This is a genomic window from Nocardia sp. CA-135398, assembly GCF_050955845.1.
In the GTDB taxonomy this organism is placed as follows: domain Bacteria; phylum Actinomycetota; class Actinomycetes; order Mycobacteriales; family Mycobacteriaceae; genus Nocardia.
On the sequence record NZ_CP192084.1, the window covers coordinates 6348287 to 6371709 of the forward strand.

20 protein-coding genes are annotated in these 23423 nt (G+C 66.7%); 13 read left to right on the forward strand and 7 right to left on the reverse strand.

Translation table 11 applies throughout. From position 1 onward, the window contains the following. Positions 1-192: 192 nt before the first annotated feature. Positions 193-591 (reverse strand): DUF3052 domain-containing protein, encoded by a 399-nt coding sequence (locus tag ACQP1T_RS28090; RefSeq protein WP_433756049.1) that lies wholly within the window; start codon positions 589-591, stop codon positions 193-195. Positions 592-843: 252 nt separating this feature from the next. Between ACQP1T_RS28090 and ACQP1T_RS28095 the strand changes: the two genes are divergently transcribed. From ACQP1T_RS28095 to ACQP1T_RS28130, 8 genes are all read left to right on the forward strand, one after another. Further along, on the forward strand, positions 844-2043 hold the full coding sequence (locus ACQP1T_RS28095; RefSeq protein WP_433756050.1) for a histidine kinase: 1200 nt from the start codon (positions 844-846) through the stop codon (positions 2041-2043). Between the two features lie 105 nt (positions 2044-2148). Next, entirely contained in the window at positions 2149-2946 is a 798-nt protein-coding gene (locus ACQP1T_RS28100) for a LytR/AlgR family response regulator transcription factor (RefSeq protein WP_433756051.1), read from the forward strand. Further along, positions 2943-3308 (forward strand): hypothetical protein, encoded by a 366-nt coding sequence (locus ACQP1T_RS28105; protein WP_433756052.1) that lies wholly within the window; start codon positions 2943-2945, stop codon positions 3306-3308. Before ACQP1T_RS28100 ends, ACQP1T_RS28105 begins: the two co-directional genes overlap by 4 nt. A 179-nt stretch (positions 3309-3487) precedes the next feature. After that, complete coding sequence (locus tag ACQP1T_RS28110) at positions 3488-5245, forward strand: cation acetate symporter (RefSeq protein ID WP_433756053.1); 1758 nt, start codon at positions 3488-3490, stop codon at positions 5243-5245. Positions 5246-5384: 139 nt separating this feature from the next. Continuing rightward, entirely contained in the window at positions 5385-5747 is a 363-nt protein-coding gene (locus tag ACQP1T_RS28115) for a DUF485 domain-containing protein (protein WP_433756054.1), read from the forward strand. Next, complete coding sequence (locus tag ACQP1T_RS28120; RefSeq protein ID WP_433756055.1) at positions 5744-7381, forward strand: solute symporter family protein; 1638 nt, start codon at positions 5744-5746, stop codon at positions 7379-7381. The genes ACQP1T_RS28115 and ACQP1T_RS28120 overlap by 4 nt, the downstream gene beginning before the upstream one ends. A gap of 46 nt (positions 7382-7427) precedes the next feature. Further along, positions 7428-9356 (forward strand): acetate--CoA ligase, encoded by a 1929-nt coding sequence (gene acs / locus ACQP1T_RS28125; RefSeq protein WP_433756056.1) that lies wholly within the window; start codon positions 7428-7430, stop codon positions 9354-9356. 230 nt (positions 9357-9586) lie between these two features. Continuing rightward, positions 9587-10039, forward strand: a complete 453-nt coding sequence (locus ACQP1T_RS28130) for a Rieske (2Fe-2S) protein (protein ID WP_433756057.1) — start codon at positions 9587-9589, stop codon at positions 10037-10039. Between the two features lie 55 nt (positions 10040-10094). Here the strand turns inward: ACQP1T_RS28130 and ACQP1T_RS28135 are convergent, their stop codons facing one another. Both ACQP1T_RS28135 and ACQP1T_RS28140 read right to left on the reverse strand, forming a co-directional pair. Continuing rightward, on the reverse strand, positions 10095-10562 hold the full coding sequence (locus ACQP1T_RS28135) for a VOC family protein (protein ID WP_433756058.1): 468 nt from the start codon (positions 10560-10562) through the stop codon (positions 10095-10097). Positions 10563-10655: 93 nt separating this feature from the next. After that, complete coding sequence (locus tag ACQP1T_RS28140; RefSeq protein WP_433756059.1) at positions 10656-11609, reverse strand: hypothetical protein; 954 nt, start codon at positions 11607-11609, stop codon at positions 10656-10658. A gap of 77 nt (positions 11610-11686) precedes the next feature. On the opposite strand from ACQP1T_RS28140, the gene lspA reads away from it, so the two are divergent. From lspA to ACQP1T_RS28155, 3 genes are all read left to right on the forward strand, one after another. Next, on the forward strand, positions 11687-12388 hold the full coding sequence (lspA, locus tag ACQP1T_RS28145; RefSeq protein ID WP_433756060.1) for a signal peptidase II: 702 nt from the start codon (positions 11687-11689) through the stop codon (positions 12386-12388). Between the two features lie 73 nt (positions 12389-12461). Continuing rightward, the gene (locus tag ACQP1T_RS28150; protein WP_433756061.1) at positions 12462-13388 is read left to right on the forward strand and encodes an RluA family pseudouridine synthase; all 927 of its coding nucleotides are present in this window, start codon (positions 12462-12464) and stop codon (positions 13386-13388) included. Continuing rightward, entirely contained in the window at positions 13381-14040 is a 660-nt protein-coding gene (locus tag ACQP1T_RS28155) for a hypothetical protein (protein WP_433756062.1), read from the forward strand. Before ACQP1T_RS28150 ends, ACQP1T_RS28155 begins: the two co-directional genes overlap by 8 nt. A gap of 8 nt (positions 14041-14048) precedes the next feature. On the opposite strand, the gene ACQP1T_RS28160 is transcribed toward ACQP1T_RS28155, so the two are convergent. Together ACQP1T_RS28160 and ACQP1T_RS28165 are read right to left on the reverse strand one after the other, a co-directional pair. Then, complete coding sequence (locus ACQP1T_RS28160) at positions 14049-14867, reverse strand: PhzF family phenazine biosynthesis protein (protein ID WP_433756063.1); 819 nt, start codon at positions 14865-14867, stop codon at positions 14049-14051. Positions 14868-14946: 79 nt separating this feature from the next. Further along, complete coding sequence (locus tag ACQP1T_RS28165) at positions 14947-17370, reverse strand: HAD-IC family P-type ATPase (protein ID WP_433756064.1); 2424 nt, start codon at positions 17368-17370, stop codon at positions 14947-14949. Between ACQP1T_RS28165 and rarD the strand changes: the two genes are divergently transcribed. Further along, positions 17369-18325 carry an EamA family transporter RarD gene (gene rarD, locus ACQP1T_RS28170; protein WP_433756065.1) on the forward strand — a complete coding sequence of 319 codons (957 nt, stop codon included), beginning with the start codon at positions 17369-17371 and terminating at the stop codon, positions 18323-18325. The genes ACQP1T_RS28165 and rarD overlap by 2 nt on opposite strands. Positions 18326-18461: 136 nt before the next feature. Then, positions 18462-19379, forward strand: coding sequence for an ADP-ribosylglycohydrolase family protein (locus ACQP1T_RS28175; protein WP_433756066.1), 918 nt, complete (start codon positions 18462-18464; stop codon positions 19377-19379). A 38-nt stretch (positions 19380-19417) separates the two neighbouring features. Here the strand turns inward: ACQP1T_RS28175 and ACQP1T_RS28180 are convergent, their stop codons facing one another. Continuing rightward, complete coding sequence (locus ACQP1T_RS28180; protein WP_433762395.1) at positions 19418-22669, reverse strand: arabinosyltransferase domain-containing protein; 3252 nt, start codon at positions 22667-22669, stop codon at positions 19418-19420. 167 nt (positions 22670-22836) lie between these two features. Then, positions 22837-23334: a hypothetical protein gene (locus ACQP1T_RS28185; RefSeq protein ID WP_433756067.1), complete on the reverse strand. Its 498-nt coding sequence runs from the start codon at positions 23332-23334 to the stop codon at positions 22837-22839. Positions 23335-23423 lie beyond the last annotated feature (89 nt).

The following is a 23423-nucleotide window of genomic DNA, read 5'->3' on the forward strand; positions in this document are numbered from 1 at the left end:
CTCGACGGGGGTTGGTGTAGCGATTCTAGGGGTCCCCACCGACGAGTTCGGCTTCCCGCGCCGGGCTGACGCAGGTGCTCGGCGTGTCGGTGGTGAAGATCACCGGCGCGTCTCGCGACCACTGTTGCGGCTGTCCGATTTCCGCGACAGTGGGGTGGTTCGCGGATCGCTCGACCCTACGCGAGCCCTCGATCAAGCGCGCTTGCGCCAGACGAATTTCAAACCGGACCAATCGTTGTCGAGCGCGGCAACCTTCACATCGACGACGCCGATCGGGAGCAGCAACTCGCGCAGATCGTTCTCGGCGATATCGCTGACGTGCCCGCCCGCCTTGCGCGGCCAGGCGATCCACAGCATCGCGCCCGCTTTCAGTCCGGCGGCCAGTTCCGGAGCCTGCTCGGCCAGGTCGGCGAGTTCGCGAAAGAAAACGAGCATGACGTCCGCGGACTCGGGCTCATCAGTGACGATCGCGACGTCCGGTGGCAGATCGGGGATCCGCCAGCCCGCGGGTGCATGCCGCAGCAGCACCCGGTGGCCAGATTTGATTCCGATCTTCTTCGCCAGCGGCGTCCCGGAGTAGCCCGCGGTCATGGGCACGACTGTATCCGGCAGGGCCCCTGGGCACCGCTGATCGGCAACCGGGCCCAGCGGGATGCGGATTCTGGCGGTGCCGTCAGGTCGATCGGCGCTGTCGGCACGGATTCTGCAGGCGCACGGGACCGATCGGCGCTGATTCTGCTGGTGCTGTTGGGCCGATCGGCACTGCCGGGCGCGGATTCGGTCGGCCCGCCGCGATAATCAGGCGATGAGGTGGCTGTGGCGGAGACGTTCGGTGGAAGCGCGATGACGACCGCCGTAGTCGCGGCGGTGGCCGGGGCGGTATTGATGGTCGGCGCGCTGCTGGTCTGGTCACGGACGCGGCGGGTGGTGACCACTCCGGCCGAGCGGGCGGTGTACAGCGCACTGCATACGGCGTCACTGGCCGCCCGCCCGTTGCGGCAGGGTTTGAACGATCGGTCCGCTCAGGAAGCCGCGCCGCATCTGCGCACACTGACCGGAGCCGACGCGTTGGGCGTCGCCGATCCCGATGGCATATTGCTGGCTTGGGACGGACCGCATTCGGATCTGGCCGAACCCTTCGCCGATGCGGCCAGGCGGGCGGTGGCGACCGAGCGGCCGGTGCTGGTGTCGGGACCGGGTCGCAGTGAACATGCCGGGCGGACGCTGATCGCGCAGCCACTGCTCATCGAAAATGCCGGGGTGGCAGGCGCTTTGGGCGTGGTGACCACTGGGAAGCCGGAGCCGGGGCGGCTGGGTGCGGTCGCTGAGGTGGCGCGATATGCCTGTGGGCAGCTGGAATTGGCGGAATTGGACGCCTCGCGGGCCCGGCTCGATCGGGCCGAGGTGCGTGCGTTGCGTGCCCAGATCAGCCCGCATTTCATCTATAACGCGCTCAATACCGTTGCGTCCTTCGTGCGTACCGATCCCGATCGGGCGCGCGAGCTGATACTGGAGTTCGCGGACTTCACCCGATATTCCTTCCGCGTCGCGGGCGAATTCACGCTGCTCTCCGACGAACTGCGCAATATCGAGCGATATCTGGCGCTGGAGCGCGCCCGGTTCGGTGATGCGTTGCAGGTGCGGTTGCAGATCGCACCGGAGGTACTCGGCGTCGTATTGCCGTTCCTGGCGCTGCAACCATTGGTGGAGAACGCGGTTCGGCACGGTTTGGCCGGGGCGACGCGCGGCGGCACGGTCACGATCGTCGCGGCCGATGCGGGTACCGACTGCGTGATCAGCGTCGAGGACGACGGCATCGGGATGGATCCGGATCTGCTGCGCTCCGGTGCCCTCGATGCCATCGAAACCGGAACCGGCCCAGCGGGTTCCGGCGAATCCGCCCATGTGGGTCTGGCCAATGTCGATGACCGGCTGCGGGCCGCCTTCGGCAATGACTACGGCCTGATCGTGGAGACGGCCCCCGGCGCGGGCACGAAGGTGAGTCTGCGCGTTCCGAAGTTCCGCGCTGGCATCCAGGCGTGACCCCACATGCCTGCCCGGGCCGAAGCGTGCGAAGCCAGCCCCGATTCGCCCCGGTGTCGACATCAGACTCAGCCGTGAACAGGCTCCGCTTACGATGGAACGACTGTGACCCGGACCACCGACCAGTCCGCCGCCGCACTGCGTGTGCTCGCCGTGGACGACGAGAAGCCCGCTCTGGACGAGCTGGTGTATTTGCTGCGCGCCCAGCCGGGCGTCGGTGAGATCCACAGCGCGAACGATGCGACCAGCGCATTGCGGCTGATGCGGGCACATCCGATCGACGCGGTATTCCTCGATATCAATATGCCCGGGCTGGACGGGATGGAACTGGCTGGCATCCTGTCCGAGTTCGCGAACCCGCCCGCCGTGGTGTTCGTGACGGCCCACGATGATCAGGCGATCGCGGCCTTCGATTTGGGGGCGGTGGACTATCTGCTCAAACCGCTGCGCGAGGCGCGGTTGGCGGAGGCGGTGCGCCGGATCGTCACGGCACGCGCGACACCTACCCCGGCCGTCGCGGCACCGCGCACCGATCCCAATGAGGTGATCCCGGTCGAGCTGGGTGGGGTCACCACGCTGGTGCACCGGTCGAGCGTGAGCTGGGTGGAAGCGGAGGGCGATTACGCGCGACTGCACACCAGCGGCGGCTCGCATCTGGTGCGGATTCCGTTGTCGGCGTTGGAATCGCGTTGGGAGAACGCCGGATTCCTGCGGGTGCATCGGTCTTATCTGGTAGCGCTTCGGCTGGTGACCGGGCTGCGCACGGTCGGCACCGGAACGGTGGTCCGGCTGCGGGCCGATGGGAATGCCGCGGCAGTGGAGCTGCCGGTCAGCCGTCGGCAGGTGCGGGAGCTCAAGCAGCGACTGGTGCACGGGCCGCGACAGCAGTGGACGAATCCGTGACCACTCCGCAGCGTCCGACCAGACAGCGCGTCGTGCTCGCCGAACGCCGTGGCGCGCGGCGCGCGCGGACCCGCACGGAGGTGGTCGAGCAGACCGAGATCGGCGAGGCGCTGATCGGCGGGCTGATTCGGGCGCAGTTGGGATTGGCGGTGCGGGTCGGATTGGTCATGGTGCTCGTATTGTGTTCGCTCCCGGTGCTTTTCCGGCTCGGTTCGGCGGGATCGTTGGTTCTGCTCGGGGTGCGGCTGCCGTGGTTGCTGCTCGGCATTGCCGTGTACCCGGTGCTGTACGGCGCCGGGCGGCTGTACGTCCGACTCGCCGAACGCAATGAGCAGGACTTCCTGGATCTGGCCGAGGACTGACAGATGTCCCGCGCCGCAACACATCCAGCCCACCCTCGCTCGGCCGGGTATCCACACACCGCGCCCCCTCGTCTCGTACGGAGTTCGGCCGACAGCGCCGAAACGGACCGCGCCGCGGCACAACCCGATGCTGTGCACCGACCGTGCCGACCGGACGCCGGAACGGATCGAGGCGCGCCATGAACACGGCGACGGCCCCCGCGCTCACGGTTTTCGCATTGCTGTTCGCCGCCCTCGCCACGATCGCGATCGGCGTCTACGGTGTTCGGTTGGCGCGCACCACCTCCGACTTCCTGGTCGCCTCACGCAGCGTCGGGCCGCGCTGGAATGCGGCGGCGATCTCCGGCGAATACCTCTCGGCCGCCTCATTTCTCGGTGTCGCGGGACTGATCGCCAAATACGGCGCGGACGCGCTCTGGTATCCGGTCGGGTTCACCGCGGGATATCTCGGACTACTGCTGTTCGTTGCCGCGCCGCTGCGGCGGTCGGGCGCGTATACGGTGCCCGATTTCGCCGAGTTCCGGCTCGGCTCGCTGCGGCTGCGCAGGTTGGCCGCGGTCGTGGTGGTGCTGGTCTGCGGGGTGTATCTCATTCCGCAGTTCCAGGGCGCGGGGCTCACGCTGCATATCCTGCTGAATGTGCCGAAATGGGTCGGCGCGGTGGCGGTGGGCGCGATCATCATCGCGAATGTGGCCGGTGGCGGTATGCGGTCGATCACGCTGGTGCAGGCCTTCCAGTACTGGCTGAAGCTGACCGCGGTGGCGATTCCGGCACTGGTGCTGCTCGGACATTTCCTGGCCGAGGATCGGGAACTCGGCACACCCGCTCCCCCGGTGGTCACCGAGCGCACCACAGTTGATGTCAGCACCGGCGTGCTGGTGCGGATCGGAGCGCCGCAACAGGTTTCGATCACCGGCACGCTCGACGATCGCGCGGTAGACGGTCCGGTCCTGCTCACACCCGGCGCACACGAACTGGCGGCGGGCACCGAGCTGACCCTGGAGGCGGGCTCGGCCGTGCCGGTGGTGGCCGGAGCGCCGACCGACGGTGCGGCCTGGCTGGCACCCGGCGGCGGATTCGGCGGCACCCATCCCACCTACCAGGTGTATTCGCTGATCATCGCCACTTTCCTGGGTACGATGGGACTTCCGCACGTGCTGGTGCGGTTCTATACGAATCCCGATGGACGCGCGGCGCGTACGACCGCGCTAGCGGTGATCGGTCTGGTCGGGGTGTTCTACCTCTTCCCCATTCTGCTGGGGGTTTTCGCGCGGCTGTACGTGCCGCAGTTGCTGATCACCGGTACCTCCGATGCCGCCGTGGTGCTGCTGCCCGGGTCGGTGCTGGCTGGCCTGCCTGGACAACTCCTCGCGGCACTGGCCGCGGCGGGTGCGATCGCGGCGTTCCTTTCCACCTCGTCCGGGCTGCTGGTCAGCATCGCGGGTGTGCTCAGTACGGATATGCTGCGCGGACGGATTCGTGACTTCCGGGCCGCCGCGGTATTCGCCGGTGCTGTGCCCCTTGCCGTTTCGGTCATGGTGGTCTCGCTCGATCTGTCCCGCACTGTCGCCCTTGCCTTTTCGGTCGCGGCCTCGACACTGTGTCCACTGCTGGTGCTCGGCATCTGGTGGCGTGGTCTGACCGCCAAGGGCGCCGCTACCGGACTGATCACGGGCGGTCTGGCGGCGGGCGGCGCGACGGCGGTTTCGGTGACCGGCGGCATCTCCGACGAGCTGGCGAACGGCTGGCCCGCGGCCGTTATCGGCTATCCGGCCGCACTCAGCGTACCGCTGGCATTCGCGGCGATGATCCTGGTCAGCGTGCTGACGCGGGGTCAGAGTGCGCGCACGGTGGGGCGCGTCTTCGTCCGGATGCACGCGCCCGAGCGGCTCGGTTTGGGCGCGGACCGGGAGCGCGCCATCGGGCTGAGCCGCTGACCGTTCGTCGCGGCCAGCCGACCGTTCACCGCACAAACCGGCGCCTTCACAGAGTGATCCACGCCACATCATGAATCCTTCATGGGCGTCCCCTTATGGTCGGCGGACAGTAAGTCACGTCACACGCTAGGACCCTGCGATGACCAGTATCGACCTCGACAAAGACGGCACGCCACCGCGGCGCACGCCGACGGCGCAGGATTTCGCCGCCGTCCAGTCGAGTCCCCAGTTCCAGGAATTGCGAAGCCGGTTGCGCCGCTTCATCTTTCCGATGACCGCGCTGTTCCTGGTCTGGTACCTGAGCTATGTGCTGCTCGGCGCCTACGCGCACGGCTTCATGGCCACCCAGGTCATCGGCAATATCAATCTCGGCCTACTGCTCGGCCTAGGGCAATTCGTCTCGACATTCGTGATCACCTGGCTGTATGTCCGTTTCGCCAATAAGGAACTCGATCCGCGCGCCGCGTCGATCCGCAACTACCTCGAGGGAGACCAGGCGTGAGGACCCAATACCTGTCGGCCGGGGAGACGGTCGGCAATCCCGCCGCGAATATCGCCATTTTCGGCCTGTTCGTGGCGATCACGATGGTCGTGGTGATCCGGGCCAGCCGCAATAACCGCACCGCCGCCGACTACTTCACCGGCGGCCGCGGCTTCTCCGGCCCGCAGAACGGCATCGCCATCGCGGGCGATTACCTTTCCGCCGCAAGCTTTCTCGGCATCGCGGGCGCCATCGCGGTATACGGCTACGACGGGTTCCTGTACTCGATCGGGTTTCTGGTGGCCTGGCTGGTCGCGTTGCTGCTGGTCGCCGAAATGCTCAGGAACACCGGCAAATTCACCATGGCGGATGTGCTGAGCTTCCGGTTGAAAGAAGGTCCGGTCCGCACCGCCGCCGCACTGACCACGCTCGCGGTCTCGCTGTTCTATCTGCTTGCGCAGATGGCGGGCGCGGGCGGTCTGGTCGCGCTGCTGCTCGACATCTCGGATAAGACCGGGCAGAGCATCGTCATTGCCGTGGTCGGCGTGCTGATGATCGTGTACGTGCTGGTCGGCGGCATGAAGGGCACCACATGGGTGCAGATCATCAAGGCGGTGCTGCTCATTACCGGCGCTGCGCTGATGACGGTAATGGTGTTCGCCAAGTTCGGCTTCAACTTCTCCGACATCCTCGGCTCGGCACAGGATGCGGTGCACGGCTCGAAGGCCAAGGGCGTGGCCGCCCGTGACGTGCTCGCCCCCGGCGCACAGTACGGCGGCAGCGCGACATCCAAGCTGAACTTCGTCTCGCTCGGCCTGGCGCTGGTGCTCGGCACCGCCGGTCTGCCGCATGTGCTGATGCGCTTCTACACCGTCCCGACCGCGAAAGAGGCACGGCGCTCGGTGGTTTGGGCGATCGGCCTGATCGGCGCGTTCTACCTGTTCACCCTGGTACTCGGGTACGGTGCGGCCGCCATTGTCGGACCGGATCGCATTCTCGCCGCGGCGGGCGGGCAGAATTCGGCGGCGCCGCTGCTGGCCTTCGAGCTCGGCGGGGTAATCCTGCTCGGCGTTATTTCCGCCGTCGCCTTCGCCACCATCCTCGCGGTCGTCGCGGGCCTGACCATCACCGCGTCGGCATCGTTCGCGCACGATATCTACGCGAGCGTGATCAAGAAGGGGCAGGTCGACGAGAACAAGCAGGTCAGGGTTTCCCGGATCACCGCGGTGGTGATCGGTGCGCTGGCCATCGGCCTCGGCATCCTGGCCAACGGTCAGAACATCGCCTTCCTGGTGGCGCTGGCCTTCGCGGTCGCCGCGGCGGCGAATCTGCCGACCATCGTGTACTCGCTGTTCTGGAAGCGGTTCAACACCACCGGTGCCCTGTGCAGCATGTACGGCGGCCTGATCTCGACCATTGTGCTGATCGTGTTCTCCCCCGCGGTATCCGGGACGAAGACCTCGATGATTCCGGGTTCTGATTTCGATTGGTTCCCGCTGTCGAATCCCGGAATCGTCTCCATCCCACTGGCTTTCGTACTCGGCGTGGTCGGCACCTTCCTCGGCGGGCGTAGGTCGGAGGATCCGGCGAAGCAGGCCGAGATGGAGGTTCGCTCGCTCACCGGTGTCGGCGCGGAAAAGGCAGTCGCGCACTGACCGAATCCGACTGCTGCCCTTATTGTTTCGAGAGGAAAGATCGACGTTGACCAGTGTGACCACCGACCCGACCAGATACCCGCCGGATGCGGCATTCGCCGCGAGCGCCAATGCCGATGCGGCACTGTACGACCGCGCCGCCGCCGACCGACTGGAGTTCTGGGCCGAACAGGCTCGGCGGTTGCACTGGCATCAACCGTGGACGCAGGTCCTCGACTGGAGCGACGCGCCCGTCGCGAAATGGTTCGTCGACGGCAGACTCAATGTCGCCTACAACTGCGTGGACCGGCACGTACTCGACGGATACGGCGAGCAGGTGGCCATCCACTGGGAGGGCGAGCCGGGCGACTCTCGCGATATCACCTACGCCGAGTTGCTCGCCGAAGTATCAAGGGCGGCAAACTATTTCACCGAGCTCGGGCTGCGGACCGGCGATCGGGTCGCCATCTATATGCCGATGGTGCCGGAGGCGATCGTCGCCATGCTGGCCTGCGCCCGGCTCGGGCTCACCCATTCGGTGGTATTCGCCGGATTCTCGCCGACCGCGCTGCGCCAGCGAGTCGACGATGCCGGGGCCCGATTGGTGATCACCACTGACGGGCAGTGGCGGCGCGGTACCGCCGCACCGCTGAAGGCCGCCGTCGACGAGGCACTGGCCGATGGCGCGCACACCGTTGAGCACGTACTCGTGGTGCGCCGCACCGATATCGAGGTGCCGTGGACCGAGGGCCGCGATCTGTGGTGGCACGACACCGTCACCGGCGCTTCCCCCGATCACGAGGCGCAGGCCTTCGACGCCGAGCATCCGCTGTTCATCCTCTACACCTCCGGCACCACCGGAAAGCCGAAGGGCATCCTGCACACCACCGGCGGCTATCTGACTCAGGCCGCCTACACCCACCACAACGTCTTCGATCACCGAGCGGGACAGGACGTCTACTGGTGCACCGCCGATATCGGCTGGGTCACCGGACACAGCTATATCGTCTACGGTCCGCTCGCCAACCGCGCGACCCAGGTCGTCTACGAGGGCACCCCCAACTCTCCCGATGAGCACCGGCATTTCGACATCATCGAAAAGTACGGCGTCACCATCTATTACACCGCCCCCACCCTGGTGCGGACCTTCATGAAGTGGGGTCGCGAGATTCCGGACCGGCACGACCTGACCTCGCTGCGATTGCTCGGCAGCGTCGGCGAGCCGATCAATCCGGAAGCCTGGCGCTGGTACCGAGAGGTATTGGGCGGCAATCGGACTCCGATCGTGGACACCTGGTGGCAGACCGAGACCGGTGCCATCATGATCGCACCGCTGCCCGGTGTGACGGCAGCCAAACCGGGTGCGGCCATGACCGCGCTGCCCGGCATCTCCGCCAAGATCGTCGACGACGACGGCACCGAACTCCCCCGCGGGCGCTCCGGATTGCTGGTGCTGGATGAGCCGTGGCCCTCGATGCTGCGCGGTATCTGGGGTGATATGGACCGATTCCGCGAGACGTACTGGGACCGATTCGCCGACCGCGGTTGGTATTTCGCCGGTGACGGCGCCAAGCTCGACGACGACGGCGACCTCTGGGTGCTCGGCCGGGTCGACGATGTCATGAATGTCTCCGGCCACCGGATCTCCACCGCCGAGGTCGAATCCGCACTCGTCGGACATGCCGCGGTCGCGGAGGCGGCGGTGGTCGGCGCGAACGATGCGACCACCGGACAGGCCATCGTCGCCTTCGTCATCCTCACCGCGGGCGCGCACAATTCCGGCGACGAGCTGATCGGTGCGCTGAAAGCCGCTGTCTCCCAGGAGATCAGCCCCATTGCCCGACCGAGGGAGATCCATATCGTCCCGGAACTCCCGAAAACCCGCAGCGGCAAGATCATGCGCCGCCTACTCCGCGATGTCGCAGAGGGTCGAGAACTCGGCGATACGTCGACCCTCGTCGATCCGTTGGTCTTCGAGGCCATCGCCCGCGGATAGGCGCCGCCCCCAGCGGCGGACCCGGCCACCACAACGATGAGGGGGACCGGGTCCGCCGCTTCACGTCAGGAACCGACACGCCACGAGACACGCCGCTTACCGCTGCTGCGGATGTCGGCGTTGAACCGCTCACCTGGTCTGCCACGTGGACAGATCGAACAGCGGTGCTGGCGGCCGCGCCGAATGCGACGGCGATCGTCAACGGCATCACCTTCTGATCGGAGTGCGTTATGACCAACGATGATCTCGTCCTCGACCGCCGCCGGGTGGTAATCGCGGGCGCCGGTGCGGCGGCGGCCGTTGCCGCGCTGACCGCGTGCACCACTTACGGCAAGACCGACCCCCCGGCGGCCGAACCGCCCAAGGCCGCCGGATCGACCGGTCCGAATGTGGCCGCCGGACAGCCGAATGCCATTGCCTCGACCGCCGAGGTGCCGGTCGGCGGCGGTGTGATCAAGGGCGATGTGGTGATAACCCAGCCGAACGCCGGATCCTTCGTCGGCCTGTCCTCGACCTGCACACATGCCGGTTGCAAGGTCGCGACGGTATCCGGCGGCACCATCAACTGCGCCTGCCACGGCAGCAAATTCGGTCTCGACGGGTCGGTCGTCAACGGCCCGGCCACCCAGCCGCTCGCTCCGAAATCCGTTCACGTCGAGGGTGACTCGATCGTCGCGGGATAACCAGCACGCTACCCGCCGCGCGGCATACCGACCGCGCGGCGGATCGCAGGAACGCTCACGACCCGCCGAACAGTTCGGCCATCCGCCGGTCCATCTCGTCCGGCGGCACATCCTCGACGTGCGTGGCGACAGTCCACCGGTGACCCCACGGATCCTCGAACGCACCACTGCGATCGCCGTAGAACTGGGTGGTCATGGGGGTGAGTTCCTTGGCGCCGGCGGCGAGGGCGGCGTTGAACGCGGCATCGGCGTCCTCGACATAGACATAGAGATTGACCGGAGTGCCGCCGACCGTCTTCGGGTCGAGGAAATCCATATCCGGGGCCGGATCGCCGACCATGATGAGCGAATTGCCGAAAGTGAGTTCGCAGTGCGCGATCTTGCCGTCCGGTCCAGGCATGCGCATCCGCTCCGATGCGCCGAAAATATTCTTGTAGAAGTCGATGGCGGCAGCGGCCCCATCGATCGCCAATCCCGGCGAGACCACCGGATAACCCTCGGGGATCGGTTTCACATCGGACATGAGTTACCTCCGATCGAGGCGTTTTGTCGGACAGGTGCGAGCCTATTCCTCACCCGCGCACGACATGTCTGATCGGCGCAAACAGCTACGGACTCATTCGTTCCAGGTGACCTGCGTATTGATCGTCTGCTGCAGCATGCTGGCGCTGCGCGGATCGCGGTAGGCCTGATGTCCGCCGACGGTGATCGAGCCCGCCACCGGCAGTGGCAGACCCAGATCGACGGTGATCGTGCCCGAGCCCTGCATGACGTAATCCTTGATGTCGAGGGTGCCCGCGTTGTTCGGCAGCGACCACACCGGCGACTTCGGTACCTGGGTCACATCGAGTTCGATGGTCAGCCGGTCGTCCTCGCGCTTGGTCAGCGTCGCGGTGGTCACCTGCTCGAGTGCGACACCGCCGTCGACCTCCTGACGCACCGTCCACACCGCACCCTCACCGACTGGTTGGTCCGGAAAGGTGATCGAACGGTAGACCGCCTGATAGAAGGCCTGCTCCAAGGCGGCGCGGGCGGTATTGGAGGTATCCGGCGCCGGTGCCAGCCGCAGCGCGGTGATCGCGCCGAGTTCGCTCATATCGAATCCGGCGTGCGAACCATCGGCGGCGGTGAGCGCCTTGGCCAGCGACGGATCCGGGGAGGAAATGGTGCCGAGCGTCAGCTCGACACCGTCACCATCGGTCTGCGCCGTCATCGGAATCGTCAGCGCGGGTGAGGAGAAATCACTCGGCGGCTGATCATTGATCTGCTGCTCGATGTGGTGGTCGGTGCGCAGCGTCACCTGCTGTACCGTGCCCGCGGGATAGTCGGGACGCAGCAGCGACCGCGGCTCCGCACCCGCGGAGACGACGGTGGCGACCGCGGCCGAAATCGGCACGGTCACTTCCTTGCCGATGCCGACCGGCTCGGTGCTATCGGACTCGACGCGCGACTCGGCACCGTCACTACAGCCGACACCGAACGCGGACAATCCGACCGCGAGCACCATCAGCAGCACACCCGAGCGCGCGATTCGGGGTACGTGGGAGGAAGACAACACCGTCACGAGCATCAGAGTACGACCGCTTCCTGAGTGTCAGCTGGGACATGCAGGTGACCGCGTGCGTAGGGCAAATCGTTACTCGAGAGATGATGGTCGGCGTGAGTGACGACCGGCCGCCCGAGGACAACCCCGCCGATAACGCGGTACGCCCCGGCGACGACACAGAGATTCCGACCCCGACCGCCGATCCCGGCAAGCCCGCCGCACCGCTGCGGCTACGCACGCTGCTGATCATCGCGGCGGTATTGCTCGGCCTGGACCTGCTCACCAAGACCATTGTCGTGGCCGAGCTGACCCCGGGCGATCCGGTGCCGATCATCGGCGACTTCGCACGATTGTCGCTGGTACGCAACCCGGGCGCGGCGTTCTCGATGGCCACCGGCATGACTTGGCTGCTGACCCTGGTCGCCGCGGCCGTGGTCATCGGGGTCATCCGGATCGGGCGCACGCTGCGCTCGCTGTGGTGGGCGATCGGGCTCGGCATGGTGCTCGGTGGCGCGCTCGGCAATCTGGTCGACCGATTGTTCCGTGCGCCAGGACCGCTGCAGGGACATGTGGTGGACTTCATCGCCGTGGGCTGGTGGCCGGTATTCAATCTCGCCGATTCCTCGATCGTATGCGGTGCGATCCTGCTGGTGGTGCTGACGATCTTCGGCTTCGAACCCGATGGCACACGCGCCGGACACGGTCACACCGAAGAAACCGTCACCGACAACTCCGCGGAGCCGGACGAGCCTTCCGGCAACGGCGCCAACGGTGCGGCCAGCAGCAAGGGGAATGCGGCGTGAGCGAGCGCACCGAGCGAACCATGTCACAGCGTGCTTCGCGCATGCCGGAGCCGAGCGCCAGCGAGGTGGAGGCATGAGCGAAACTCGGACCATGCCGGTACCCGACGGACTCGACGGCATGCGCGTCGACGCCGGGCTGTCCCGACTGCTCGGACTGTCCCGCACCGCCGTCGCGGCGCTGGCCGAGGAGGGTTCGGTGCAACTCGACGGCGTCGCCGCGGGCAAATCGGATCGGCTGGTCGCCGGAGCCTGGCTCGAGGTCGAGTTCCCGGAACCGAAACGGGAACTCACCATCGAGCCCGAACCGGTCGAGGGCATGAAGATCCTCTACGCCGACGATGACATCGTCGCGGTCGACAAGCCGGTCGGCGTCGCGGCGCACACCGGCGTCGGCTGGACCGGGCCCACGGTGGTCGGCGGACTCGCCGCGGCGGGTTATCGCATCTCGACCTCGGGCGCGCACGAGCGGCAGGGCATTGTGCACCGGCTCGATGTCGGTACCTCCGGAGTGATGGTCGTCGCGCAGTCCGAACACGCGTACACCGTGCTCAAGCGGGCATTCAAACAGCGCACCGTCGATAAGCGCTATCACGCGCTGGTACAGGGACATCCGGATCCGAGCAGCGGCACCATCGATGCGCCGATCGGCCGGGCTCGCGGCGATGCCTGGAAGTTCGCGGTCACCGCGGACGGACGACCGAGCATTACCCACTACGACACCGTCGAGGCGTTCCAGGCGGCCAGCCTGCTCGATATTCATCTGGAAACCGGGCGCACCCACCAGATCCGGGTGCATTTCTCCGCGATCCGCCACCCCTGCTGTGGTGATCTCACCTATGGTGCGGATCCGCGGCTGGCGGAGCGGCTCGGGCTGGAACGGCAGTGGCTGCATGCGCGTTCGCTGGGGTTCAACCACCCGGCCGACGGCCGCTATCTGGAGATCACCAGCGAGTATCCGGACGATCTGAAGAACGCCCTCGACGTGTTGCGCAATGCCTGAAACCTTGCGCCGCATTGCCATTGCCGTCGGAGCCGTCGGTTTCGTAGTGCTGATCGTGGTGCTCGGTGTACTCAATCCCCCACGGCCGTCCGGCATTTCGACCGATCGGCTCGGACCGGAACGAGGTGAGCACGTCGCGAACTATCTCGCGCGGGCACGGGATTCGCTGTCGGGTTCGGATACCGAGGAGCACTGGGCGTTGGTCTCGTTCACCGAATCCCTTACCCCAGACCAGATTCCGGCACACAGTGGCGGCCTGCGCATTGCCGGGGCCAGCCACCATGTGTGGATCCCACGGGTGAACACCCCGATCGTCACGGTGCAACTGCCGGCCGGAAATGCGGTAGCCGTGGCGTCCGCCGATAATGCCGCCTGGCAACTGCTGGCACAGCGCGCGGCCGGCGAACGCACCGATCGCATCAATGCGGTGACGGCGGGTCGGCTGCGCGCCGGGTGCGCATGCACCGTCGGTCTCGTGGTCCGCGGATCGCTGCCCCAGCTCCGGAATCTCGCGACCCAGAACGACATCCGCGCCGTACAGGCCCTGCCCGCCGACGCGGTCGCCACCAGTTTCGCCATCGTTCCACTACTGCCGGAGTACGAGGACATCGCGCTGCCAGGTACCGATGACGGCCCCGTCCCGGATCAGTAGCCGCGGGGTCAATCCGGCAGTGTCACAACACCATCCAGGTATCGGCGACAGCGGCCGGTGAGCAATACCCGGTCGCCCGCGAGTTCACAGTGCAAGTTGCCGCCGCGGCTCGATAACTGACGGGCGCTGAATTCGGTCCGGCCGAATTCGCGGCTCCACAGCGGAACCAGCTGTGCGTGCGCCGATCCGGTGACCGGATCCTCGACCACGCCGAGATCCGGACCGAAGACCCGGGAGACGAAGTCCACGGTATCGCCGGGCGCGGTGAGTACCGCATCGAAGGCCAGCGGCGGGAACGCCGCGAAATTCGGCCGCGCCTCGCGCACCTCGCGCTCGGATCCGACCACGATCACCTCGTCGAATCCGGTGTAGGCACGCACCGCACGGACGCCGAGCGCATCGACCAGCGCGGGATCGGGCGTGACCTCCTTGGATTCCAGCGCGGGTAGGTCGAGTACGTATTCGTCGTCATCGGTGCGGTCGACGTGTAGCCAGCCGCTGCGGGTGAAGAAGCTCACCCGATCTTCGCCGGGATGGATGTCCTCGAGCAGCTGCGCGGCCGTCGCCATGGTGGCATGGCCGCACATGTCGACCTCCCTGGTCGGGGTGAACCAACGCAGGTGCACGGCGGGCCACTCACCGGGCGGGCCGCCCGCCTCGACGGGTAATTGCAAGGTGTAGAAGGCGGTCTCGGCGAGATTGTTCTCCTCGGCCAGATGTTGCAACAGCTCGTCCGGCAACCATGCCGACAGCGGCATGACCGCGGCCGGGTTGCCAGAGAACGGTGCGTCGGCGAACGCGTCGATCTGGTGCAGCAATACCTCCATAGTCGAGAAGGTACTCCAACCCTGAATGATCGCTTCGCACAAGGTATCTCGCGGCGCGGCGGGTCGGGCGTCCAGTTGTTCAGGCACTCCCGCCCGGTGAGCTCGGAAGTAGCGTGTGCTTGTCGCCCTGAACTGCGCCCGCGATCCACCAGGCGGCCTCGACGAGCACGATGCCGACGGCGCCGCAGATGAACGCCGCGGTGGTGAGCTCGATATTCGAGGGGTCGAGTTTGAAGAAATGCCTGGTGAACGGGATTGTGAACAACAACACATAGGCGAGGATCGAGGCGCCGATGAGCACCACCTTCCACCACACGTATGGCCGGGCCACGATGGCCAGCACCCACACCGCGATCATGATCAGGGTGATGAGCGCGGTGGTGCCCGCCTGCTCCTTCTGCTCGAAGGTGGCGTGCGGTCCCGCATAGGCGATCAGATACGCGACGAAGGTGGCGATGCCGATCACCACACCGGAGGGAATCGCCAAACGCATGACGCGCGGGACGAATCCGGAGCGGGCGCGTTCATTGTTCGGAGCCAGCGAGAGGATGAAGGCCGGAATGCCGATGGTGAACCAGGCCGCGATCGTGACATGCCTTGGCAGGAACGGATATCCGATCGGTTCGTAGTCGAAGATCTGCGAGCCCACACCGGCGATGCCGATCAGGAAGGCGAGCAGCACCGAATACACGGTCTTGGTGAGGAACAGATTCGAGACCCGCTCGATATTGCCGATCACCCGGCGGCCCTCGCCGACCACGTACGGCAGGGTGGCGAATTTGTTGTCCAACAACACGATCTGGGCGACCGCGCGCGTTGCCGGACTGCCCGAACCCATGGCCACACCGATATCGGAATCCTTGAGTGCCAGTACATCGTTCACGCCATCACCGGTCATCGCGACGGTATGACCGCGAGATTGCAAGGCGCCCACCATGGCTCGCTTCTGATCCGGGCGGACCCGGCCGAAGGTGGTCTCGCGCTCGAGTACATCGGCGAGTGCGGCACGGTCCTCGGGCAATTCGCGGGCGTCCACCGCGTGATCTCCGCCGCGCAGATCCAGTGACGATGCCACCGCGCCGACCGAGACGGCGTTGTCGCCGGAGATCACCTTGATCGAAACCTGCTGGCTGGCAAAGTAATCGAGGGTCTCGCGGGCATCGGGACGCACCTTCTGCTCGAGCACGACCAGGGCGGCGGGGTCGACGACGCCCGGTGCGTCGGCGGCATCGACCGGACGGTCGCTGCGCGCGAGCAGCAGAATGCGCAGGCCCGATGAGCCGAGTTCCTCTGCGACACGGGCATCTTCCGAACTCGGATCCAGCAGCACATCGGGTGCGCCGAGCAGCCAGTCGCCGTGCTCGCCGTAGGAGAACCCGCTCCACTTCTTCGCCGAGGAGAACGGCGCGACCGCGGTGTGCCGCCAATTCGGCTTATCGGTCAGCTCCTCGCCGATGGCCTGCACGCTCGCATTCGGGCGCGGATCGTCGGCGGCCATGGCGGCCAAGGCCTGTCGCACCTCGGCGTCGTCGAACCTGCCGAGCGTCTTGATATCCGACAGGCGCATCCCGTTCTCGGTGAGCGTGCCGGTCTTATCCGCGCACACCACATCGACGCGGGCCAACCCCTCGATGGCGGGCAATTCCTGCACCAGACATTTGCGCCTGCCGAGACGCACCACGCCGACCGCGAAGGCGACCGAGGTCATCAGCACCAAGCCCTCGGGCACCATCGGCACCAGCGCCGCGACCATGCCGGTGACCGCGGGCCGCCAGGACTCCTTACTGGAGAACAACTGGTTGTAGATGCTCAGCAGACCCGCCGGAATCAACAGATAGGTGATGACCTTGAGGATGGTGTCGATACCGCTGCGCAATTCGGACTTGACCAGCGTGAACTTGCTCGCCTCTTCGGCCAGCTTCGCGGCGTAGGCGTCTTTACCGACTTTCGTCGCACGGTAGGCGCCGGAGCCGGAAACGACGTAGCTGCCCGACATCACCGCCGCGCCGATCGGCTTGTCCACCGGATCGGCCTCACCGGTGAGCAGCGACTCGTCGACCTCGAGCAGTGCGGACGCCTCGACGGTACCGTCGACGACGATCTGGTCGCCGGGGCCGAGCTCGATCAGATCGTCGAGGACGACCTCCTTCGGCGCCACCTCGAGCGCCTGCCCGTCGCGGCGCACAGTCGGCTTGGCCTGGCTGACAATGGCCAATTGGTCCAGGGTGCGCTTTGCGCGGACCTCCTGGATGATGCCGACCGCGCTATTGGCGATGATCAGCAGACCGAACATGCCGTCGATAATCGAGCCGGTCGCCAGCACCAGAATGAACAGCACACCGAGGATGGCATTGATCCGGGTGAAGACATTGGCACGGACGATGTCGCGTACGGATCGGCTGGCCCGGTCCGGCACATCATTGGTCAGCCCGTCGCGGCGACGTTGCTCGACCTCCGCCGCGGTCAGCCCGATGACGGCCGTATGGGGCACGGTAATCGACATGACCGCAAGGCTACCGAGAACTACGGTCGGTAGGGTGCAGCGAAGCAGGGCGGTCCCGGGTGTGGTGTTCGGTACAGGCGCATTTCTGATCTGGGGGCTATTTCCGGCGTACTTCGGGTTGCTGGCCTTCGCCAGTCCGGCCGAGGTGGTGGCGCAGCGAATTCTGTGGACGTTGGTGCTGGTGCTGGTGGTACTGGCGATCACCGGGCAGCTCGCCGGGCTGCGCGGAATCGCCCCGCGCACCTGGCGGATGGCGGCGGTGGCCATCGCAGCGCTATCGATCAACTGGGGCGTGTATGTCTACGGCGTCACCTCCGGGCATGTGGTGGAGTGTGCGCTGGGGTATTTCATCAATCCGCTGGTGACCGTGGCATTCGGCGTGCTGATCTTCCGTGAGCGGTTGGCCAGGGCGCAGTGGGCTGCGCTGGGGCTGGGTGCGGTCGCGGTCGCCGTGCTCACCGTCGACTACGGCAGGCCACCGCTCATCGCGCTGGCACTGGCCTGTTCATTCGCCACCTACGGGCTGGTGAAGAAGGTGATTCCGCTGGACGCGCTGCACGGAATCGCGGCCGAGGGTCTGGTCGCCGCACCATTCGCACTGGCCTTCGTGATCGTATTCGCGGTGACCGGGCGCAGTGAATTCGCCAGTGGCATCGCACATTCCGGACTGATGATCTCCACCGGTCCGGTCACCCTGCTGCCGCTGCTGCTGTTCGCCGTTGCCGCGCAACGGGTTCCGCTCTCGACCATGGGGCTGCTGCAATACCTCACGCCCGCGCTGCAGATGGCCTGGGGCGTGGCCGTCGCGCATGAGCCGATGCCCGCGTCGCGGTGGGCCGGTTTCGCGCTCATCTGGGCGGCACTGGCGATATTCACCGCCGACGCGCTGATCCGCGGTCGGTGGCGGACCAGGACCGCGCCGCCCGAACCGGCCAGTTCAGCAGACCGCCGCTGACCTGCCCTTCCCAGCCATGGGTTCGTAGTGCGGGCACAGTTTTCCGCGCGATCGCTTGTCGATTTCGACAGGACGGAATCGCCCGCGTCCTCGGGTACATTGGCCGCGAAAACCGCAGGCGGCGGAAGGTTTCTTGATGCTGGACGATGCGCAACTGGATCGAGCGGCGGGGGTGCTGCTCGGCACCGCGGCGGGCGATGCGCTCGGGGCGGGGTACGAATTCACCTGGCCGGGACCGCATGTCGCGATCGATATGATCGGCGGCGGGCCGTGCCGATGGGCGCCGGGGCAGTGGACCGACGACACATCGATGGCGATTGCCATCGCGCTGGCCGCGGATAAGGGGCCTGGCATCGATCTCGACGAGGTGGCGGCCGGATTCGTCCAGTGGTTCGATTCCGATCCCCCGGATATCGGCATCCAGACCCGCGCCGTGCTCTCGGTGCGCCCGCGCTCGGCCAGGGAGATGCAGATGCAGGCAATGTCCCTGCACGGCAAGACCGGCGGCAACGGTTCGCTGATGCGCACCGCGCCCGTCGCCCTCGCCTACCTCGGCGATGCCGACGAATGCGTCCGCATGGCCGGTGCGATCGGCGCACTCACCCATCACGACCAGCAGGCCATCGAGGCCTGCAAGATCTGGACCTACGCCATCCGGCACGCCGTACTCACCGGAACCTTCGACGGTGTCCGCGACTTCGTCGACGCCGCACCGAGCGCCGCCTACTGGACCCATCTACTCGACCAGGCCGAAGCCGGTGCCCCGCAAGACTTTTCGAACAACGGCTGGGTCATCCACGCGCTGCAGACCGCCTGGTGGGCCATCACCACCGCCGACGCCTCCGGCCCGGACCACCTCCCCCGTGCCCTCGAACTCTGCGTCCGCGCGGGCGGCGACACCGACACCACCGCCGCCATCGCGGGCGGCCTGCTCGGCGCCCGCTGGGGCGCCACCGCCATCCCGCACCACTGGCGTCAACTCTTGCACGGCTACCCGGGTTACACCGCCGCGGACCTCGTCACCCTGGCCATCCGCATCGCGACCAAGCTCTAGCCGCCTCGCGCCGGGCACCGACAGTTCGTCGACGCCGGTCAGTAGGCGGTGTTGATGTGGCCGGGGGTCCACAAGCCGGAGTGGTCCTGTTGGGTGATTTCCGGTTTGGCGGGGTCGGCCTTGGGGTCGATACGGACCAGTTGTTGGAGTTCGCCCCAGTCACGACGCCAGTCCTGGTCGAGGTAGGTGGCCAGAGTGCGCGGACGCAGGAGCATATTGGACCAGCCGAGCGGGCCGCCGCCGTCGTGGCTCTGCCAAAGGGTGGTGATTTCGGCGCCAGGACGGTCCGGGAGAATGCGGTAGGCCGGGACCTCGGCGATATTGTCGCGGTGGTCGTAGGGGCGCTGGTCGGGGAATTGCAGGCCGACCATCCAGTCGGTGAGGACCGGAACCTGGGCGCCGACAACATCGTTCAGCGTTCTGGTCTGCGGCACCCGCGGTGGGGTGACGGCCAGCCACTGCTTCGGATTGCGGTCGCGGTCGACGGCGACGATCCGGATAACATCCGCGCCGGTGGGGATTTCGCTGAACGGTACACGCAGGTTGCGCCAGGACGGCGCCGGTCCGATATCGATCGGGGTGACCTTGCCCATGGGCTGCACGGTGGTCGCGGAATCGGTTGCGCCGTATTCGATTTCGAGGGTCTGCCCCGGGGTGACGATACCGTCGGCGTCCACCGAGCGGATCCGGCCCGCCGCGGTCAGCGCGATAATGCCATGGCGGTCACCGGGTTCCGGGAGCCGGTACCAGCCGGTGGTCAGGTCGGCGGGCCCCGCGTCACCGGAGCCGTAGCTGCCGAGCATCGGTGTGGTCGCCGGATTCAGCCCGAAAGGCAGTGCGGCGGTGGCGGTTCCGGCGGTGTTCTCCGAGGCGGACTTACTGCTCAGCGCGTCGGCGATGCTGCCGGTCGGACTCGAATCGTCGTCGGGGCGCAGATCGGCGGCAACGCCCGAACCGGTGAATCCGGTACCGGTGCCCGCTAGCGTGCTCACCGCATCGCCGGTGAGCGGCCGCAGCATGCCCGCATTCGGATCGGTTTCCACCAGCACATGACCGGCCAGACCCGCCGTCTTCCCGGTCAGCGCCTCGATATTCGAGCGCGCCAGCGAGAACGCCGGGCCCTGGGTCACGGCCGCCTTGGCGAAGGAGCCGACATCCCAAACCACGAGCAGTGCCAGCGCGATGGTCAGCGGCGGCAGCACCGAGACCCGCCACGCGAGACGCGAAACCCGATGCGGAGTACCGGGTTCCGGTGCCCGCACATGCCACCACGCGGCTACCGCCAGCAATGCGGCGGCAGCGAGCAGGAATAGTTTGTTGAGCTCGACACCGGCGATCACCGGCGGCTTATCCCACCACGGAATGCCGTACGACGAGACGTACCACCACTTGTTGGGGCCGGAGAACACCAGTGCGAGCAGGAACGCGACCACCGCGGCGAACAGCGCGCGATAGCGCGGCGCCCGCAGAACCCTCGGGGCTACGGCCATCGCGGTGACCATGGCGACGGCACCGGCGACGCCCGCGTATACACCGAAGTGATGGGTCCACTTGGTCGGCGTGACCATGATCAGCAGCAGTGCGCCGACGGTGACACCGAGAATGCGTCGGGTCGGCCCCGCCGCCAGCAACGGAATGCGACCGCCCTTGCGCAGCAGGACAATGACACACACGATGAGCCCCGCCAACATCGCGAGCACACCGATCCGGCGGCCGACCGAGCCGTCCGTCTCGCCCTGGAAGAGATACTGATAGCGCAGATAGTCGTTGAACCACTCGACATCCGGGCCGACGATGTGGTGGATCCGCTTCATCTCGAACATCGCCGCCAAAGGCTGATCGGCGAACATGATCGCCAGCGCCACGACACCGGCGGCCAGCAGCGGGCCGAGCAGCACCGCATAGCCGACCACCCTGTCACGCAACGAACCCCGAGTCCCGGTGCGGTCCATGATGATTCGCGCGACCGGCCGCAATCCCGCCAGCAGCGCCGCGATACAGATCACACCCGACGGCCCGGCCGTACAGGCGAAGGCCGCGACCAGGATCGCGAATCCGGCTGGCAACAGCCGCCGGGTGGCAATGGCACGCTCGACCAGACACCAGGTGAGCAGCAGTCCCAGCCCGACCGGCGGTTCCGGACGGAGCCCGTTGTCATAGGCCAGCCAGATGGTCAGGAAACCGAGTGCACCGGTCCACATCGCGACGCGGTTGCGCCGCACCGCGACCCCGAGCCGGGGCGCCACCTCACGGCTGAGCAGCAGCCACATCAACACGCCGCAGCACAGCGCGGGCAGCCGCACCCAGGGACTGGCGGTACTGACCTGCGTCATGATCCGGATCAGGTCGTAATACGGTGTGCCGACCGGATTTTCGGGCACCCCGAAGTAGGCGAAGTAGTTGGCCATATAGCCCGCGACACCCGACGCACGTGCCATACCGAACTGATAGCCGTCATCGGAGGTGGTCGACCCGATGAAGTACCAGACCACCATGGTGCCGAGCACCACCGCATCGAGCGGTGTGAACGTCCACCAGCGCTGCGGCAGGAATCGACGCACCCGACGACCGTCCACCCGGTCGAGCCGATACAGCGCGACCAGCGCGACAATCGTGCACAACACCGCGAGCCAGATCGCCGCGCGCTTCACCGGAGTGGGCGTCGAGGAGAACCTGGTGTCGAGTTCGGCAGTGACGCGCGCACCATCGGCCGCGGCCAGATCACTGAAGATGCCGACCATCTGCGGCCGGTAGTCGCCATTGAGCAGCACCGGGAATCCGGGCGCCTCGAATCCGACCAGCGTGGCGGTCGCGCTGGTGTTATCGGCGTGCACGGTGAGTTCACAGCCCGGAACCAGTTCGGCCACCGGCACGCTGAGCAATGCCTGATTGCGTAGCACGACATCCAACCGCGCCGGAGTGTCGGCTCCGGCCTGTACACGGGCGACGAAGCCGTAGCGCTCGAGATCCGGCGCGCCATCGGGCCCGGTCGCCGCGAGCGTTCCGCCCTTCGCGCTGAGCTGATTGATCGCCGTGCACGGCAGGGTGGCGTCGAAAGTCAGTGGCGCATAGGAGATCAGCGGCGCCTCGATACTGTGCGCCGAACCCGCCTGCGGCCAGGTCAGCGTCGCCGCGTCCACCCGCACCGGCAGCAGTGGCACCGCGACGGCGAACAATGCGCCCAACAGGCCCGCGACCAGCGCGACCGGCCCGGCCCAACCCCTCCGCGTCTTCGATTGTGCCGTCCCGAGTTCGGATTCCTCGACGGACGGCTGCCCCGCCCACACCATCGTGTCAGCCACGGGGCCTGATCCTAACGGTAACGATGTCTAACGAAAGTTCTTGCCGGCGTGCGGCATTGATTCTCAGCAAGCACACAGCCAGCGCGGCCGACACCGGGTCGGCCGCGACAGCTGACCCTATCGAGCGACCTGCAAGCAGTCGCTACGGAGGGAACTCAGCCGCAGGCCGAGGACTGCTGGCCGAGGTTGGTCAGCATGGTGCAGGCCCAGGCCTTCTGGATCTTCCACTTGCCGTTCTCGGCGACGAACGGCACGTCGATAATGTTCTCCTGGCCGTTGAGCACGACCTTGGCCTTGGCATTGACGCTGTCGCCGAAGCTGGTCACATCGGTGACCGTCACACTGATGTTGGCGTTCTTGGCGGCCTCGGCGAGGCGGTTCGGCAGTTCCGGATCGGCCTCGGCGCCCTGCACGCCGTCGAGCTTCTCCGAATTGGGTATCGACGGATCGAGGGCACGCTGCAGCTGCGTGTTCAGTTCCGCGACGGAGGGGACCGGCGGCAGATTGGTGGTCGCGTTGGCCGAGGCCTTGGCGCTGGTACTGGTCTTCGCGGCCGGCTTGCTGTCTTTGTCATCGCTGCAGGCGGTCATGCCGAGTGCGGCGACGACGGCCAAGGCGGCGATGGCGATGCGTCCAGTCTTACGAAGCTTCAACTGCTCGTCCTTTACGTTCGAGTAGGTACATGTCGTTCCACCAACGGCAGCCGTCACCCGAACCGGCGACGCTGCACGAATGACCCAGG

Coding starts and splice junctions, on each gene's coding strand:
- ACQP1T_RS28090 (WP_433756049.1), bottom strand. CDS start 591: ATGACCGCGGGCTACTCCGGGACGCCGCTGGCGAAGAAGATCGGAATC.
- ACQP1T_RS28095 (WP_433756050.1), top strand. CDS start 844: ATGACGACCGCCGTAGTCGCGGCGGTGGCCGGGGCGGTATTGATGGTC.
- ACQP1T_RS28110 (WP_433756053.1), top strand. CDS start 3,488: ATGAACACGGCGACGGCCCCCGCGCTCACGGTTTTCGCATTGCTGTTC.
- ACQP1T_RS28115 (WP_433756054.1), top strand. CDS start 5,385: ATGACCAGTATCGACCTCGACAAAGACGGCACGCCACCGCGGCGCACG.
- ACQP1T_RS28130 (WP_433756057.1), top strand. CDS start 9,587: ATGACCAACGATGATCTCGTCCTCGACCGCCGCCGGGTGGTAATCGCG.
- ACQP1T_RS28135 (WP_433756058.1), bottom strand. CDS start 10,562: ATGTCCGATGTGAAACCGATCCCCGAGGGTTATCCGGTGGTCTCGCCG.
- ACQP1T_RS28140 (WP_433756059.1), bottom strand. CDS start 11,609: ATGCTCGTGACGGTGTTGTCTTCCTCCCACGTACCCCGAATCGCGCGC.
- lspA (WP_433756060.1), top strand. CDS start 11,687: ATGATGGTCGGCGTGAGTGACGACCGGCCGCCCGAGGACAACCCCGCC.
- ACQP1T_RS28150 (WP_433756061.1), top strand. CDS start 12,462: ATGAGCGAAACTCGGACCATGCCGGTACCCGACGGACTCGACGGCATG.
- ACQP1T_RS28155 (WP_433756062.1), top strand. CDS start 13,381: ATGCCTGAAACCTTGCGCCGCATTGCCATTGCCGTCGGAGCCGTCGGT.
- ACQP1T_RS28160 (WP_433756063.1), bottom strand. CDS start 14,867: ATGGAGGTATTGCTGCACCAGATCGACGCGTTCGCCGACGCACCGTTC.
- rarD (WP_433756065.1), top strand. CDS start 17,369: ATGACCGCAAGGCTACCGAGAACTACGGTCGGTAGGGTGCAGCGAAGC.
- ACQP1T_RS28165 (WP_433756064.1), bottom strand. CDS start 17,370: ATGTCGATTACCGTGCCCCATACGGCCGTCATCGGGCTGACCGCGGCG.
- ACQP1T_RS28175 (WP_433756066.1), top strand. CDS start 18,462: ATGCTGGACGATGCGCAACTGGATCGAGCGGCGGGGGTGCTGCTCGGC.
- ACQP1T_RS28180 (WP_433762395.1), bottom strand. CDS start 22,669: ATGGTGTGGGCGGGGCAGCCGTCCGTCGAGGAATCCGAACTCGGGACG.